The organism is Vibrio mediterranei (assembly GCF_013364395.1).
Lineage (GTDB): Bacteria > Pseudomonadota > Gammaproteobacteria > Enterobacterales > Vibrionaceae > Vibrio > Vibrio mediterranei.
The window spans coordinates 1500748-1516201 of record NZ_JABXGK010000008.1 but is presented as its reverse complement, the minus strand read 5'-3'; the positions used below and the strand labels follow the sequence as shown (position 1 = coordinate 1516201).

Sequence of the window (15454 nt, the reverse complement as noted above, 5' to 3'; positions counted from 1 at the left end):
CTCCATATGCTACAGAAACGTTTAGGTACGTTTTAAGTACTGTTGTTTCGTCATGCCATAAAACAACTTAGAGTCAAAACCTTGCGTGGTTTTGTAGTAATCAGCATGCTCGCCCTCTCTGACATAGCCACACTTTTCTAACGTTTTGTATGAGCCAACATTTGAACCATAACAGTCAGCACAGACTTTATGACTGTTAAGTTCATTGAATGCCAATTCCGTCATTAGTTGGCATGCACGGGTAGCAATACCCTGTCCCCAAGCGAGCCTTGGAAGCTGATAACCTACCTCGTGGTTACCCTCTAAGAACATAACTTGGGTGATGGCAGTCATCCCCATGTATTGCCCTTGATGGTCTCGAATGACAAACGTTGGGTTATCGGGCCAGCGCTGCTCTTCGAGCGCTTTTTCAGTATCTTCAACAATGGGAGCAAAAAATCCCTGGTATAAGGCTTGGTCTGCTGGGGCAAAAAATAGGTATTGATTTACTTCTTCGTCGTCAAACATCTTGAAGATATCGACGAGATCCTTTTGTTGGATCAATTGTATAGATAGCATTTCATTAAACGGTACTGACTCGCCGTGTTTTAGTTTTGAATATGACATTGTTTACCTCGTTATTTGCAGGCCATGTTAATGAACTCTTCCAAAGATGAATTGTACTTTTGCGACAAATTACGTCTCAAAGTCGCCATAGATGTCTATAGTAAGGTCGCGTTGATTCAGGTAGCGATTCGGTGTTCGTTTAATCTGCTGTTTGAGTTGTTTTATGAGGTGCGATTGGTCGCTAAAACCAAATCGTTGAGAGAATGCAGCCCAATCCACAGGCCCTAGTTCTTGGTATAATGCGAGCACCATCTGTTCCAGCTTTAGCATTGATTGATATTTCTTAATACTGAGCCCCATAACTTGGCGAAAGTGCCGCTCAAGCGTGCGCCGAGTGCTATTGCAATCTTGCGCCAGTTGTTCAACATTTAGCTCGCTGGCTTCATCACTATTTAGTTGGTTAGCGATAACGGAGAGAGCCTTAGAAACTAATGAATGGGCTTTGTCTTGTTGATAGCTTAATCCTAAATATTCAAGCTGCTTTTCTATGCAACCGACGACTTCTTGTTGAGATATACAGTCGAGTAACGAAGCCTGAAATGACTTGTCAAAGCGTGAGGTTAACCAATCGTACCAGCCACATTGATTTAGTATTTCAGAGGATTGTGGATTGAGTAAATAAAGTGCGTTAGGTTGAAAGGTGATGCCAATGCGCCTTAAAGGAGCAACATCATCCATTAGCAACAAGTGTTCGGAGGCCGAGAGTAAATGACTACCTTGCCCACTCATTACCTGTTCGCCATTGTCATAATGGTACCGCTGCTCCGGTGGCGTAAATAGCAGATGAGCCCTCGGGTTTGGGATCAATTGTGGAGGCGAACTAATTACCTCGTTAGGTTTAACCTCTAGATACCAAACTTGATGAATTAACCATTCGTACCCTTCAAGGGACTGCTTCCAAGTGATCATTGATACCGTATTGTTGATTTAGGGGCTTTGGGTTAATTGTAATTTAATTTGTGGGTAGCTGGTATGGGTATGTGTTGTACTGCCGCTAGTGGCACTCTCATTAGTGATAAAGCTCGCTAATACTTAAATTGGTTGGTTCAAGCTTGTTTTTGAACAAAAGTCTGTCGTTGAACTTTCTAATCTCGTAAATCTTGGTTGACTTCAGATAATGAAAAGCGCCAAGGTCGAGTAGAATGAAGTGTTGTCTGAACGCGCATACTTGATATCACCATAACTGGTTACGTAACACTGATCTGAGAATCCTGCGCTACGTGCTATACGGGGACTGTTGACTTTCAGCGTCTTCACTCCCAATCAGATACTTCTTCTAATTCCAAATCCTATTTGCTATATCAGAGAACTGTTAATTTTTTAAGTACTAGCACGTATTAATGGTTTGTATCTGTTATCATCATACGATAGCAGTAACAAACAAGTATTCTATATGGCCAAGATATCCGCTGAAGAAAAAGCAAAAAAGAAACAAAGCATGGATGATAAGATTTTCTCAATCTTTATTAATGAAGGCTGGGGATCAGTCACTTATGATCGATTAGCAAAAGAGTTTAGTGTACGAAAGAGTAGTATCCAAGCCTACTACCCAAGCAACATTATGTTCGCTACGGCTCTCCAAGGAAAAGTGTTTCCATTAGTTATCCCTCTTTTAGATTTTTCTACAAAGCAAGGGTTCATCGATTCATGGCTAAAAGCTTACAAAGATGAAGAGCAGCATTTATTCAAAGAAGTCGTGGAGATGCTATTCGACAATATCTTGAAAGATGGGACAAGCCCTCACTCTAGAGGTTCAGTACTTCGACTACAGCAAATACTGGCACAAAATATCGGTGAAGATGATGCAAAGATGGCAATAAAAATAGTCTTTGGTGAAATAATTTACCTAAAAATGCAGATATAAAACAAAACGTTAAGAATAAAAGCACATGTCCACTGATTATTTTTATAAAAAATCGCTTGCAATGCGTACTAGTACCAATTAAGATTGGCCTCATCAATACGGAGCAGGCATGTCCTTCTTCGTTTTTTTTAAAACTTAATGCGTACTAGTACGTTTATGGGTGTGTGTATGAAACAAGTAATTCTAACTTCAGTATTCATGGTAGCGACTTCTTTCGGTACAAGTGCTACTGAATTAACAAAAGAAAAAGGTACTGAGCTATGTCCTGTTGCTACATACGCTTCAGGAGGCATCTGTTTGATGGAAGAAGGCGGTTCTACATATGTCTACACTAAAGACATTGAACCTATTATCGTTCCTGAACCAGTAGTTCCTCCTCGTGAACCAAAGCTAACTGATGAGCAGAAGTTCAAGGTATTGGCTGTCGCTTATATTGCTAACAACAATGGTGATACTGGTACTGACCCAATAGAGGAACCAATTGTAGTTAATCCTCTTCCACCTGAAGATATAATAATCGAACCTATTGATGTGGTGATTACTCCCATTGACCCTGGTTTCGGTGTAGACCCAATTGAAGTTATGCCTGGTGAGCCAGTGGATGAGCCTATCAAGGTTAATCCAATCAAGGATGAGCATGACTTGGATATGAGTTGGAAGAGTCCTCTTAAGATCTTAGACCCTCGCGACCAAGCTGGTTGGAACAAACTTTATGCATTGGCTCAGAATGATGAGACTCGCTCTTCTATCCAGACAATGATGCAGTATATGGAGCGTTGGGCTACCTGTAAGGATTGTACCGAGACTACTCCAGAAGAGTTCGATAAAGCTGTAAAAGATTTGTTCACTAACATTGATGCTCTTCAACCTGTCCAAAAAGTACTCGCTATGGCAGCAATTAACAACATCAATGTTAACCATACTGACTATGTTTCACTGCTTGACCAGTTAGTTAATGGTTTCGGTAAAGGAACTCCTGAACAGAAGACTATGTACAATAAGTTCCAATCTCTACGTTATAGTAAAGGTATCCGTGACGCTGCACGAAACAATGCCGATGGGTCTCGTAGTGACATTCGCCAAGAGCGTCGAACTAAGAATGGTTGGACGCGTGAGAAAGCTAAAGCAGCTTACGCATCACGCTAATAACTAAATTTGAATAACCATATATAATACAATTGATTACAAACAAAAAGAGCCTCATGATGAGGCTCTTTTTGATTTATGATACTTCCTGTATCCGTAGACAATTCCTATCTGCAGTATCTTTACAGATATCCAGATCATCAAAATCTCCAGTAACGATGTATCAAAGTAAATCTAGCAGGAACAGTCCGCAGACTCAATTTTTCTCACTATCTAACTCAAGGGATTTATAACCCCTCAGTCAATACTGGCCATAACGAGAAAAATATACACCTAGCACCAATTGAAAAACGTCGAATCTGCGTACTTCAGTTGTCATATGGTCAACTATAAATATCAAAATTCGCTGCATTTCCAATAAGATCCAAGGAGTGAAGTTCGAATGGTGGTGCGAGTATTGCTTAGAGTATTAGCTTTATAAAGTGTTTTTATTTGGATATTTAATATGAAGTCGGTCTCATATCAAGTAATATAAATATTATTTGATTCTGCGCACATTGATGGGTGAGTAATATGTAATCGAGTTCATAATGAAGGCAGGTCGATAATGTGATGGGTTTAATCATTGGAAGTGGGCTAGCGCTTGCTTATCAAAGTGCACACTATGCGCTTTGGTTTGTACTGACAGCCTGGTGCGCTCTCATACTCGCAAACCATCATTGCACCTCATTATGGGGGCGTCTTAAGTTGTGGTTTACCGCAGGGGTTAGCTTTTACGGTACGTCCTTATGGTGGGTAAGAGGCTACCTCCGTAGTGAATACCCAGAAGCGACGTGGATACAGTATGGATTGTGGCCTTTCTTAATTTCTATATTGGCGGTGAGTTTCCTACTGCCTCCATTAATCACCCATCTCCTGTCGGCCAAGCGAACGCTTTTTGTCCTCCCTTTCGTTCTGGCCTTGCTTGATATGGCAAGAGAGCATACAGACTTTTCCTTCGCATGGCTCAACCCTGGGCTGCTTCTGTTGGATGTTGGGTTCTCAGGTTGGCTCAGCACCATTGGCACGTTTGGCGGCGCTTTTCTGGTTTACAGCATCGCTAGTCTTAGTGCTTTTGCAATCATGCGATTACAGCAATCTGATATTATTCTGCTTCTTATCCCTCCTGTTGTGTCATTCACTCTGTGGGTGGGAAACTCATTGTTGACGGCTTCAGGCACAGAGTCTGAGACGATATCAGTGCGCCTCATTCACGGCGACTTTTCCGATGAAGAGAAGCGCTCTAAAGGGCGAGTAATTGCTCGAGTGGAGCAGTTTACGGCCTTATCACAGGGCACTGACGCACCATCGTTGGTGATTTGGCCAGAGTCGACGTTGTCGGTTGCCTACCAAGATGTAGATAAGTGGATAGCGCCATCTTTTGAAACACTCTCAAGTTCGGGTACAACAGCACTCTACGGCGGTCTGTATCGAAATGGCCAGCATCTTCACAATGTCATTTTTCAAAGCCGCGATGCAAAACCTATCTATTATAAGCGATATCCAGTGCCTTTTGGCGAAGCTCGTCCACCATGGTTTCGCCAACTCTTTCAATCCGTCCCGTTATCTCGAGGCCAAGATGTAGTGTCAGGGTTTAACTCATCGGCTCTCTTCTCTATTGGGGACAGCGCAATCGCCCTTGCGATATGTTATGACGCCTTTCAGTCCAATGTGTTTTTACGTTCCTTACGCGATAAACCAAGCGGTGTTTTGGTGCTGCTTGGTGATGTGGCTTGGACACATGCCCTATGGGTAAAACGATTTTTACTGAGGCTTGCCCAAGTACGCGCAGCCGAAATGGGTAAACCTCTCCTTTATTCCACGAATCAGGGGTTTACGGCATTCATTGATTCTCAAGGACGAGTGGTCGCGAACAAGACGCCTAAGGCGCACACTGCTTCACTCGATGTTGATGTTCCTATTTCGTTATCTCAGACGAGATACACCACTTGGGGTAGCGAATGGTTAGGGTGGCTTTTCCTTGGCGTCATCATGATGACGCTATTGGTCCCTCGCCAATGTTTTACGCAAACGCGCTTTATTTTTAAATCAGAATGAAGGAAATCAATTATGAACCCTCGTTGGTTAGGTGCTGGCATCGGACTCGGTGTGGCCCTCGTCGTGGGAGTGGGGCTTTTTCAAGACTCTACTCCGCTATCGCAACAAAGAATTGGCAAACCGGTTAATACGGTCTCTTCTCATATGTCACAGCCACCACTTGATTGGCATGATACGCCAAATAACGACAATTCTCAGGCTCAAACTCAGCGTTATGACTCTGAGAACGAGCGTCGACAAGCGTTGGCCATCGCAGAGCTAAATGCCTTTAATGATAACATTGCACAAAGCCTTGCTGAGCTCAATAGAGAAACTCAGGAAGCGTTGTCACAAGGTGAGTCACCTTCACTGATGTTGGCCAGAGCCAGCCAAATTCTAACCGACTTGGAAGAAGAAGGTGTCCTATTGGCGTACGACCCAACGTTGCAAATCCCAGAAAAACGCAGTGACGCACAAGTGGCATTAGAGCAAAAGGTGGAGCGTATCGAGACCAACTTAATTGACATTGAGCAGCGGTTTGACCGCCTAAGTCAATAAGGAGGATGCCATGAAAGGATTATTGCTAGGAATGGCTTTAACTGGGCTTGGCACACCGGCAATGGTGTTAGGCGATGCCGTTGGTGAGCTCACTGGCGAGGCCAGCGCGACTCAAGGGCGAGCCAGTTATCAGATGCACTTTCCTGTCCCAGAAGGCGTGAATGATATGACGCCACATTTGGGGCTTCGCTACACCCAAGGCTCTGGAAATGGACCGCTTGGACTCGGTGTACAGCTCACTGGACTGTCGAGCATCACCCGCTGTGCACAAACCCAAAAAGACGATGGGCAACAAGGTGGAGTGCATCTCGATAATACGGATGTCTATTGCTTGGATGGTGAACGGCTGTTCCTGACTTCTGGACAACGTGGTCGTGCGGGAAGTGAATATCGGCTGTCGACGACCCCACAAACCAAAGTTGTCGCAGTGGGCAGTGAATCGTCTGGGCCGTCTTCTTGGCGAGTCTATTCGGCCGATGGGCTTATCTCTGATTATGGCGAACAAACGAGTGCTCGCACACAAGCCCAAGGTCATACTCTAGAGTGGAAACTCTCCAAGCAATCGGACCGCTTTACTAACGCGATCACGTACCACTATCGTCAAGACCAAGGCTTTACTTATCTGGTGTCGATTCGTTATGCCGATGTCGCTATCGAGATGGACTATGGTACTCGCCCTGACGTCCTGACATCCTATCAGTTTGGTCACTCTCGAACTTTAGCCCAAAAACTCAATACCATCCGTATTGAGCGTAAGGGTCAATCGGTTCGCTCCATACCGCTTCGTTATGAGACTATCGACTCTGCCGCGCAACCTTATACCAGGCTTGTTTCGGTGAAAACCTGTGGAAGTGATGGCGATTGTTTACCGGCTCACAGTTTTGAGTGGGAGAGCAACCCGTATGCGCATGTCGAGCCGCTGCAAAGCACACTGGTTAGCAACACCGATTTTAAAGGATTCATTGCCGGAGATATCAATCAAAATGGTCGTCAAGATATGTGTTATCTCGACAATGGACTATGGTGTAAAGAAAACACCGGCCTAGGGCAATTTGGCGCAGCTAGGTTATGGAGCTCAGACTTCCAAGGGAGTGAGTGGAGTGAGCCTCAGCATCATGCGTCGCTCTCTTTCATCGACATCAACAATAGTGGCCGTTTGGATGTGTGCGCTTTTAACGAACAAGGCTTCTTCTGCGCACTGAACCAAAACAATCAACGTTTTGAACCTGGACGTTATTGGAGCAGGAATTTCACCATTGATGAGGCGGTGCGCCTTTTGGATGTCAACAAAGATGGGCTACCGGACGTGTGCCGTATTGAAGCGTCACAAGTGGTTTGCGCGAGAAATACCAGTAACGGTCTCTCAAATGAATCTACGCTGACCACTCAAGGCTTTCCTTTAGAAAAAACTTACAAACCTCGCTCACCCTACACGAATTATGAACCCGTTAACCTGCCTTCCCCTCAATTTTTGGACATCAATGGCAATGGGTTTGTCGACCTGTGTGGCATGAAGCTAGATGGGGTATGGTATTGTGCACAAGGCACAGGAATGTCGAATGGCCTGCTGGCGTTCGGTCCGGCCGTTAAATGGGCGAGCGGGTTCCCAATGGGGCTTAACCACACGGCAAGCACGTCACTCAGTCAGTCTCAGTATGACCGTGATGTCGACCAAGTGGAGCAACTCGCTCGCACTTTCACACTCAGTGATCTCAATAGTGATGGCCTGCCAGAACTCTGTTATCGACACGGCAATCGTTATGTGTGTCATCAGAATACCGGTACTACATTACAGACCGCCACAGAACGCGTAACTCTCGATGAGAATGATTGGGCCAACAGTGTGGATGGTCGAATTCTAGAAACCTCGGTCACCTGGCATGACCGTAACCTCGATGGTTTAGCTGACATGTGTTACATCCTGGGTGAGCGGTTGATGTGTGCGTATGGCAACGGGACGACTTTCTCAGAGCCAGAGGTGATGGCCAACATTCACCCTAATTTGGAGTTTATTACAGAAAGTAGCTCTCACGGTAACTGGGTGCGCCGATTTTTTGGTCTCACCATGACGGTTCGTTCCACCGCGGTAAATCATGCCTATGGTCCCTTTAAAGCAGGTATTGATGCCAATGGTGATGGTTTAACTGGCGATTGCTACCGCTCCATGGACGGTCTAGCGTGTTTGTCGTATGAGTACGAACCTTTAGCAAAACTGAAATCCGTCACATCGGGTCTTGGTGTCACTACCACATTTAAGTACGGCATGACGGGTGATGTTACGGTATTTACGCCTCGAAGCTCGAAAGCCGGTCTCGTGGGCCTTGCACCTAACCGTACAGTGGTGAGCCATATCACTCAAGACGATGGGCTGGGTGGCATTAACAGCACAAGCTATCACTACTCTGGTTATTACGCTGATATCGATGATGGTATTTTAGGTTTTGGGGCCATTAGTTCTGATGATGGACGTCAAACAACGCTGACGACGTTTGATTTTCATGAGGACAAGACGCCGTTTATATCGAGCATCGCTATCACAACGAGTCAGCAACGTACCTCCTACACGCACTATCAATACCAAACTCTACCATCACCCATATCAGGAAAAACATGGCCAGTGCTGCGTGAGCAGCAAAACACAACCTGGGACTTGAATGGCAATCTGCTCACACAAACCACAACCTCGTATCAAGGGTATGATGCTTATGGGTACCCAAGTGATACAACAGTGGTGACACGAGGCAGTATTGGCCCCGAGTTTCAAGAGCAGACCGCCACCACGTATCAGCACGATGCAGTGCGCTGGCTTATCGGCAAGCCGACAAGCATCGTGGTCACTAAGTCTAATGGCAGTGACACACAATCCCGGCGCAGTGAGTTCCACTACGATACACAAACTGGCGCGCTCATTGAGCAAATCAAAGCCCCTGACCATGCTTTGGCGCTTACCCAAGCGTTTACCTACAATGCTAATGGCTTTCGTACCAGTGAACGTGTATCAGGCAGTGGCGAGTCACGCTCAAGTCAAACTCAATATGATGCCTTTGGCCGCGTAACGAAGCACACCAATGCATTAGGCCACAGTGTGACCACTGAATACGACGTACGGTGTGCACTGCCCTCAAGAATCACGGATGCCAACGGCTTAAGTGCCACCTTTGAGTACGATGCATTTTGTCGTGAAGCCAAGCGCACGGATGCGAATGGGCAGTGGGTAAAGACGGCTTACCATTGGAGTGATGGCGCCGATGCTGGCTTAGACCAATTTAACATGGTGCTTGGTGACCGAAGTGTGTTTATGGTGACCACAGAGACTTCTCAAGGGGCCAAAGGCGTGACCTACTTTGATCGATTTGGTCGAGAGGTTCGCACCAAGCAGCTTAATGCCAACAATAAATGGGTGATGGTCGACATCGCTTACGATAAGTGGGGGCAACGCATTGGTGAAACCGTTCCTTACTTTGAGGGACTGTTTGCCGGAGATGCGACCTACTGGAGGCGTAGCGAGTTTGACGTTTTGGGACGCGTAACCTTGCAGCGTAAACCGACTGAAGATGGACAAATGCTGGACGCCACAACCCATTTCTCAGGGCTCACGGTGACGACCACCTTGCCAGGGGGTAGTGATAAAGTCGACACAATGAACGCGAAGGGGCAAACGGTGAGCGTCCAAGAAAATGGCACCTCGACACTGTATTACTATTATGATGCCCAAGGGCAGCTCATTAGCGCGGATGCAAACGGCCTTATCACCACACTGGCGTACGATGAACTGGGGAACAAAATACAGCTCAACGACCCTGCAACGGGTAATTGGACCTATGGTTACAATGCATTTGGTGAACTCATCTGGCAACAAGACGCCAAAGGCCAAAAAGTCCACTTTGAGTACGATAAACTGGGGCGAAAAGTCGCAGAAGTCCGACCTGAGGGACGTACTGAATGGAGGTATGACACACAAAGTAAAGGACAGCTGGATAACACCAACAACCCAAACAGTCAGCGCCGCTATACCTATGACAGTCAGGGCCGTAAAACGTCCATGACCTTAACGCTCGATAGTAAAGATTACCTCACCCAATATCATTACGATAATCAGGGTCGTCTTGACCGTGTGACCTACCCATCAGGGCTTAATATCGACCGACGTTATGATATTAATGGAGCATTGAAACGGCTCAGTATTCCTTACTCCGATATTTGGGATGCGCAGTACATTCAGTTAGAGGAAGCGCTTCAGGCTACCGCTGAGCGTATCATTGAGCTTGAAGTGAAAGCGCATGAGCTTGAGCAAAGTGCGCTCTTCTACATTGAAGAGTCTGAGCGCTTGCGACAAGCCTCGATGCAATTGTTGTCGCAGTACTCCGGTTATCAAGCGCAAGCAAACGCACTCAGCAGCGAAGCGAGTGGTCTATTTCATGCGGCGCATGTGAATGCTGTTCAAGCCCAACATTACCGAAATAAAGCTAACGCGTATTGGCACCGGTTTGGTAATACAGTTTTCACCCACTACAAGACTGAAAATGGGTACGCATACTATAAGTTCAGTCGTTGCACTAACAAGAACTGGAAAGGCAATTGCACCAGTTGGGAAAATAAAGTGGATAGAATCCCAGCTTGGATGGTACATCAAAACTTCTGTGTTCCACCGGGTGGTAAATTAGGCGGATTCTGCTATTCAGGTCCTAGCTCGTCAATTAACTTTACACAAATCTACAATCAGTGGGCGGCACACTACCAAGCGATTGCTAATAACTACTCCGCGCAAGCGCATCAAAAGCAGTCGCAGGCCAATCATTACCAGCACCACGCAAATCAAGCGAAAGCTCAGGCAGATAAACTGTTGGCACAAGCTAACCACTATGCGTCGTTAGCTCGAAGCCAAACCGACACACTGGCTGCCATGACCGCTGAACTCGAAGACTTGGTGGAAGCGGAGAAAGCGATTCAAGCCGCGCTCGATGCCAGATTGGACGATGAAACCGACGAAATAGTATGGCTGGCGACCAGTCGCGATGTGTTCGGACGCGTATCAGGTGAACTCTTCGGTAACGGCCTTTTGACTCGTAGAGAGCTTGATCGTGCACGTGGCACCATCAAACGCATTACTACAGGTATGGGCAATCAATATCTTCGCGACCTCCGTTATACGTTTGATGCGCGCAATAATGTGATTGAGAAGATAAGCGAGGTTCGTCGTCAAGAGGAGCGCTACCAATACGATGAGTTCGACCGTCTGATAGGTTGGCAGTACAGCGACAATAACACCGCCAGTTATGCTACTCGAGATTATCGCTACGATGTCTACGGTAACCTGACTTACAAGTCATCACAAGGCCAGTTTGATGTAAAAGAGAACGGTCAGCTTAACGGCAGTTATACGTATGATGCCAACGGCAATATGACCACTGGACGTGGTCGAACTTTATCCTGGAACTCGTTTAATAAAGCGACCCGTGTTAACGATAATGGTGTGGTGACACACTACGAGTACGGCAGTGAGAAGGAGCAAATCAAACGCACCACCCATGGTATCACCACCTATGTGATAAGCCCGGAGTATGAGTTGGACGTGAGTACAGACGCCAGTGGTATTAAAACCACCACCATGCGTCATCGCTTGTTCGCCGATGGTGTCGCCGTCGCTGAACACATCAAAACGCTCAAAGGCAGTGAAAAGCAAATTGATCGTACTGCGTATTTGCATCGTGATGCGCTAGGCAGTGCTGATCTTATCACTGACCCCAATGGTCAAGTTCAACTAGAACGTAGGTATACGCCGTTTGGTGAATTAATTGCAGCGGCTGAGCTTGACGCTAACCCACTCTTTACCAATGCTGAGATGCGCGGGTTTACGGGACACCAGAGTGTGGGAGGTCAAAGTACTCTCATCAACATGAATGCCCGTTTGTATGATCCAGTGATTGGGCGCTTCTTGAGCGCCGACAGCATGGTGCCAGCCCCAGGATTATCACAAAGCTACAACCGTTACGCCTATGTGTTAAACAATCCAGTGAAATACAACGACCCTACCGGCCATTACTGGCAATTTGTGGTAGGCGCAGCTATTGCACTGTTTGCGTCGACGTTTGACAACCCCATGATACGAACAGTGGGCATGGTTATTGGGTCGATTATGATGGGCTTTGGGGCTGGAGAAATATTCTCTGGTATGGCGAGCATGGAAGCGGCCATGGCCAGTGGTGCAACGGTGTCCTTTACCTCCAATGTGATTGCTACCGGGGATATGGGGTCCGCCCTTCAAGCAGGTGTGTTAGGCGGTTTTTCGGCCATGGCGACCTGGCAAGTGGGCCATGGTATAGGTAAGGACTGGGGTAAGGGGACTCAAGCGTTAGGTCATGGTGTGGTTCAAGGTGGTTTCAATGAACTGCGAGGTGGCTCCTTCCGTCAGGGCTTTATCAGTGGCACCATTGGTAAGCTGGGTGGTTCGGTGGTTCATAAGAACTTCCAACAAAGCCAAGTCGCTCAAGTAGGTGGCATCGTTGCGGTGTCAGGGATCGCAGCTGTGGCCAGTGGGGCGAGTAGTCGTGATGCAATACAGGGTTCTGCTATAAGTGTTATCACAGTGTACCTATACAATGATATCGCTCGTATGAAAGAAATGAATAGGCGCTCTGGACCAACAACTTTAAGGGAAATTAGAGGGGGAATTTCAAATATCAGTAACACTACAGATGGTATAGCTACGGCTTGTCTTATGGCAGCAAATATACCTTGTGCTACAGTGTTTGGTGCAACGTCGTTAGTCTCATCGGGCACTGCATTGCTCATAGATGTAGAACTTGATGATGCGAATTTGGTCGAGGGTGTGAGTTACATGAATAGTGTGGTTTCCGGGGTACTTTTGCCTAAATATGCAGTCGAAGCGTTACCTAATAAGTTTGAATTACCAACTCTAATAATCATGGATTCTTATGGTAAGTTTACAGGATTTATGTTCTCTGAAGCGGCAAACAATTATGAGGGAACTAATGATTAAAGTTAAGGCGATATACCAGAAAGCAGCTTTACAAGCAGTAAGCGTAATGTCTATCCCATTTGGGATCCTATATTACGAAAAAAGAGAATTGTACTTATTGATAATTGCAGTGCTTTTATCAATAGGATTATTTCAGGCGCATGTATTAAGTTTGGCTAAAAGAAATTTAGTTTATCTAGGCCGATTAATCTCAATCTTGATTGTGACGTTTATTTTTGGATGGATGGTATCTCCTTCTGTCGTAGCGATACCATCCAGTTTAATGATGGGGTGGCTATCATGGAATGGATTAAAAGAGTTAGAAGCTAATAATTGATTTAGAAAAACTCCGGTACAATTAAAATACATTAGCACCGATGCTCAAAAACTATAGTTAGAGATAAAGGAGCCAAATCATCTATTTTGGCTCTATTTCAAGGAAGTTAAATGAAAACTATCATTGTTTTGATAACCACCACCTTTGCTCTGTTCGGTTGAGGTGGTGGGGATAGTGGTGGCATTACATCGCCAGCACTTAGACTTGAAAGCTTACTGGTAGGTAATATCAAAGAAGCAGAAACGATTTAGAACCACTGAACTAAACCGTTTCTATCAGGTTAGAAAAACTATTATCTCGTATAATGGGATTGTCTAAAGGTTAACGAAAACTTGGGATAATCGCTGGTATCCCTGGTAGAAGACCAACCAACGCCATCACACTACTTAGCACGATAAACATAACTCCAGGCAATACCCATCTGCTCATTTTACTCAGCTCACCGCTACGTTCTTTACAACCGACTAAGCCTAAGTTATCTAACAACATGGTTAGAGACCAGCCAAATGCTGGGTTAACTAGTGCGGAAGAAAAGACAACGATAGCCGCTGATTGTGTGGTTTTCCCTTCGCGCGTCATTTCCATTCCTGCTTCTAGCAATGGAACAAATACCCCAACAACTAACGCAACACAAAGTACAGGTTGCCAAATAGCTAAGTCCATAGGGTAGCCCCAAACAGCCGCTATGATACAGAACAGTGCTGTCAGCAAGGCGCCGGCAGGAATAGGGCGTTTAGCTATAGCGGCTGGCACGATATAAGTGCCCCATGAAGAAGTAAAATTTGTACCACCAAGCAAAGAGCCGAATGTTTGACGAATTGAAGCTGTGGTCATGGTATCGTCAATGTTCATATGTACTTTTTCTGTACGTTCTGGATAGCTGATTTTTTGAAACACTTGATGCCCTAAAAAATCTGGCGACCACATGGCCACTGCTAAAATAGCAAAGGGCAGTACCACCATGAAATGTTCAATTGTGGGTAAGCCGAGCATCCAGCCAGTATCTTCTCCCCACCAATACATAGGGTTCATATTGGGTAACCCAGGCTCGGTTTGAAAAGAAAACGGAGCGCCCATGGCAAAAGCTAACGAACCACCTAACAAGCAACTAAGAGGGACGGCTAGCCAACGCTTGCGAAAATGTTCCAGCAAAGCATACAAAATAATTGTGCAAAAGATCACGACAAACGCAATATGACTCATGCCTATTCCTTCAGCCCAAGCGAACAGTTTTTTAACTTGAGAAACGGTTCCCACAAAGCCAAGGTAGAGTAATAGACCGCCACACACGCCTTTACTCGTGAGACTTGCCAACATGCTGCCGCCTTTACTGATGGCTAAGATTAAGCCAAAAGCGCCAATCAGCAACCCAAAAGCCATAGGGTGCCCGCCTGCAGCGACGACAATAGGAATTAAAGGGATTAGCGGGCCGTGTGTGCCTGCGAGATTAGCAGTCGGTAATAAGAACCCTGAGAAAAGAATAATGAAAACAGATGCAATGAGTAGTTCATAACGAACATTTTCCAAAACAAAGCCTTCATTTAGCCCAAGTGCTCCAGCAAAGGTGGCTGCAATGGCTCCTACCATAACTACTTTACCAATAGTAGCGGCCATAGCTGGGATAGTATCTTCGAGCTCAAATCGATAATCTTTAAACGGCAGATTGGCACGCCAGCGTTTGGGTGCCATGATTTGTAATTCATGCTCTAAATATTGTTCTCGGCTATCAAATTTCGATCTTGGTTTATGCTGTTGTTCATAAGTTAGTTCATCCTCGTTGACCTGAGGCTTATCTGTTCGTATATGCACGGACTCTATAGTACTGCTCATTTTGATTCCTTTCGCTCACACTCTAAGGTGTGTTTTTCCAACCAACGTTATTTATTCACTGTACGAAGACTACGCGAGTAGTTGTCTATATATTTTCTGCGGCAAAGACTCGAGGACT

Annotated in this window: 9 protein-coding genes; 6 read left to right on the top strand and 3 right to left on the bottom strand. The window is 45.7% G+C overall.

What is annotated here, in order from left to right:
* Positions 1 to 21: 21 nt before the first annotated feature.
* Together HOP38_RS23905 and HOP38_RS23900 are read right to left on the bottom strand one after the other, a co-directional pair.
* Positions 22 to 606, bottom strand: coding sequence for a GNAT family N-acetyltransferase (locus HOP38_RS23905; protein WP_198559171.1), 585 nt, complete (start codon positions 604 to 606; stop codon positions 22 to 24).
* A 69-nt stretch (positions 607 to 675) separates the two neighbouring features.
* Positions 676 to 1515, bottom strand: coding sequence for a helix-turn-helix domain-containing protein (locus tag HOP38_RS23900; RefSeq protein ID WP_198559170.1), 840 nt, complete (start codon positions 1513 to 1515; stop codon positions 676 to 678).
* 484 nt (positions 1516 to 1999) lie between these two features.
* Between HOP38_RS23900 and HOP38_RS23895 the strand changes: the two genes are divergently transcribed.
* From HOP38_RS23895 to HOP38_RS23870, 6 genes are all read left to right on the top strand, one after another.
* Positions 2000 to 2470, top strand: coding sequence for a TetR/AcrR family transcriptional regulator (locus HOP38_RS23895; protein WP_198559169.1), 471 nt, complete (start codon positions 2000 to 2002; stop codon positions 2468 to 2470).
* A 168-nt stretch (positions 2471 to 2638) separates the two neighbouring features.
* Positions 2639 to 3616, top strand: coding sequence for a hypothetical protein (locus HOP38_RS23890; RefSeq protein ID WP_124941416.1), 978 nt, complete (start codon positions 2639 to 2641; stop codon positions 3614 to 3616).
* Positions 3617 to 4168: 552 nt separating this feature from the next.
* Positions 4169 to 5653, top strand: coding sequence for an apolipoprotein N-acyltransferase (gene lnt / locus HOP38_RS23885; RefSeq protein ID WP_198559168.1), 1485 nt, complete (start codon positions 4169 to 4171; stop codon positions 5651 to 5653).
* Positions 5654 to 5665: 12 nt separating this feature from the next.
* Positions 5666 to 6190 carry a hypothetical protein gene (locus HOP38_RS23880; protein WP_198559167.1) on the top strand — a complete coding sequence of 175 codons (525 nt, stop codon included), beginning with the start codon at positions 5666 to 5668 and terminating at the stop codon, positions 6188 to 6190.
* Between the two features lie 10 nt (positions 6191 to 6200).
* The gene (locus HOP38_RS23875) at positions 6201 to 13190 is read left to right on the top strand and encodes an RHS repeat-associated core domain-containing protein (RefSeq protein ID WP_198559166.1); all 6990 of its coding nucleotides are present in this window, start codon (positions 6201 to 6203) and stop codon (positions 13188 to 13190) included.
* Positions 13183 to 13506, top strand: coding sequence for a hypothetical protein (locus HOP38_RS23870; protein ID WP_198559165.1), 324 nt, complete (start codon positions 13183 to 13185; stop codon positions 13504 to 13506). Before HOP38_RS23875 ends, HOP38_RS23870 begins: the two co-directional genes overlap by 8 nt.
* A 321-nt stretch (positions 13507 to 13827) precedes the next feature.
* On the opposite strand, the gene HOP38_RS23865 is transcribed toward HOP38_RS23870, so the two are convergent.
* Positions 13828 to 15336, bottom strand: a complete 1509-nt coding sequence (locus HOP38_RS23865) for a DUF3360 domain-containing protein (RefSeq protein ID WP_006070865.1) — start codon at positions 15334 to 15336, stop codon at positions 13828 to 13830.
* Between the last annotated feature and the right edge of the window lie 118 nt (positions 15337 to 15454).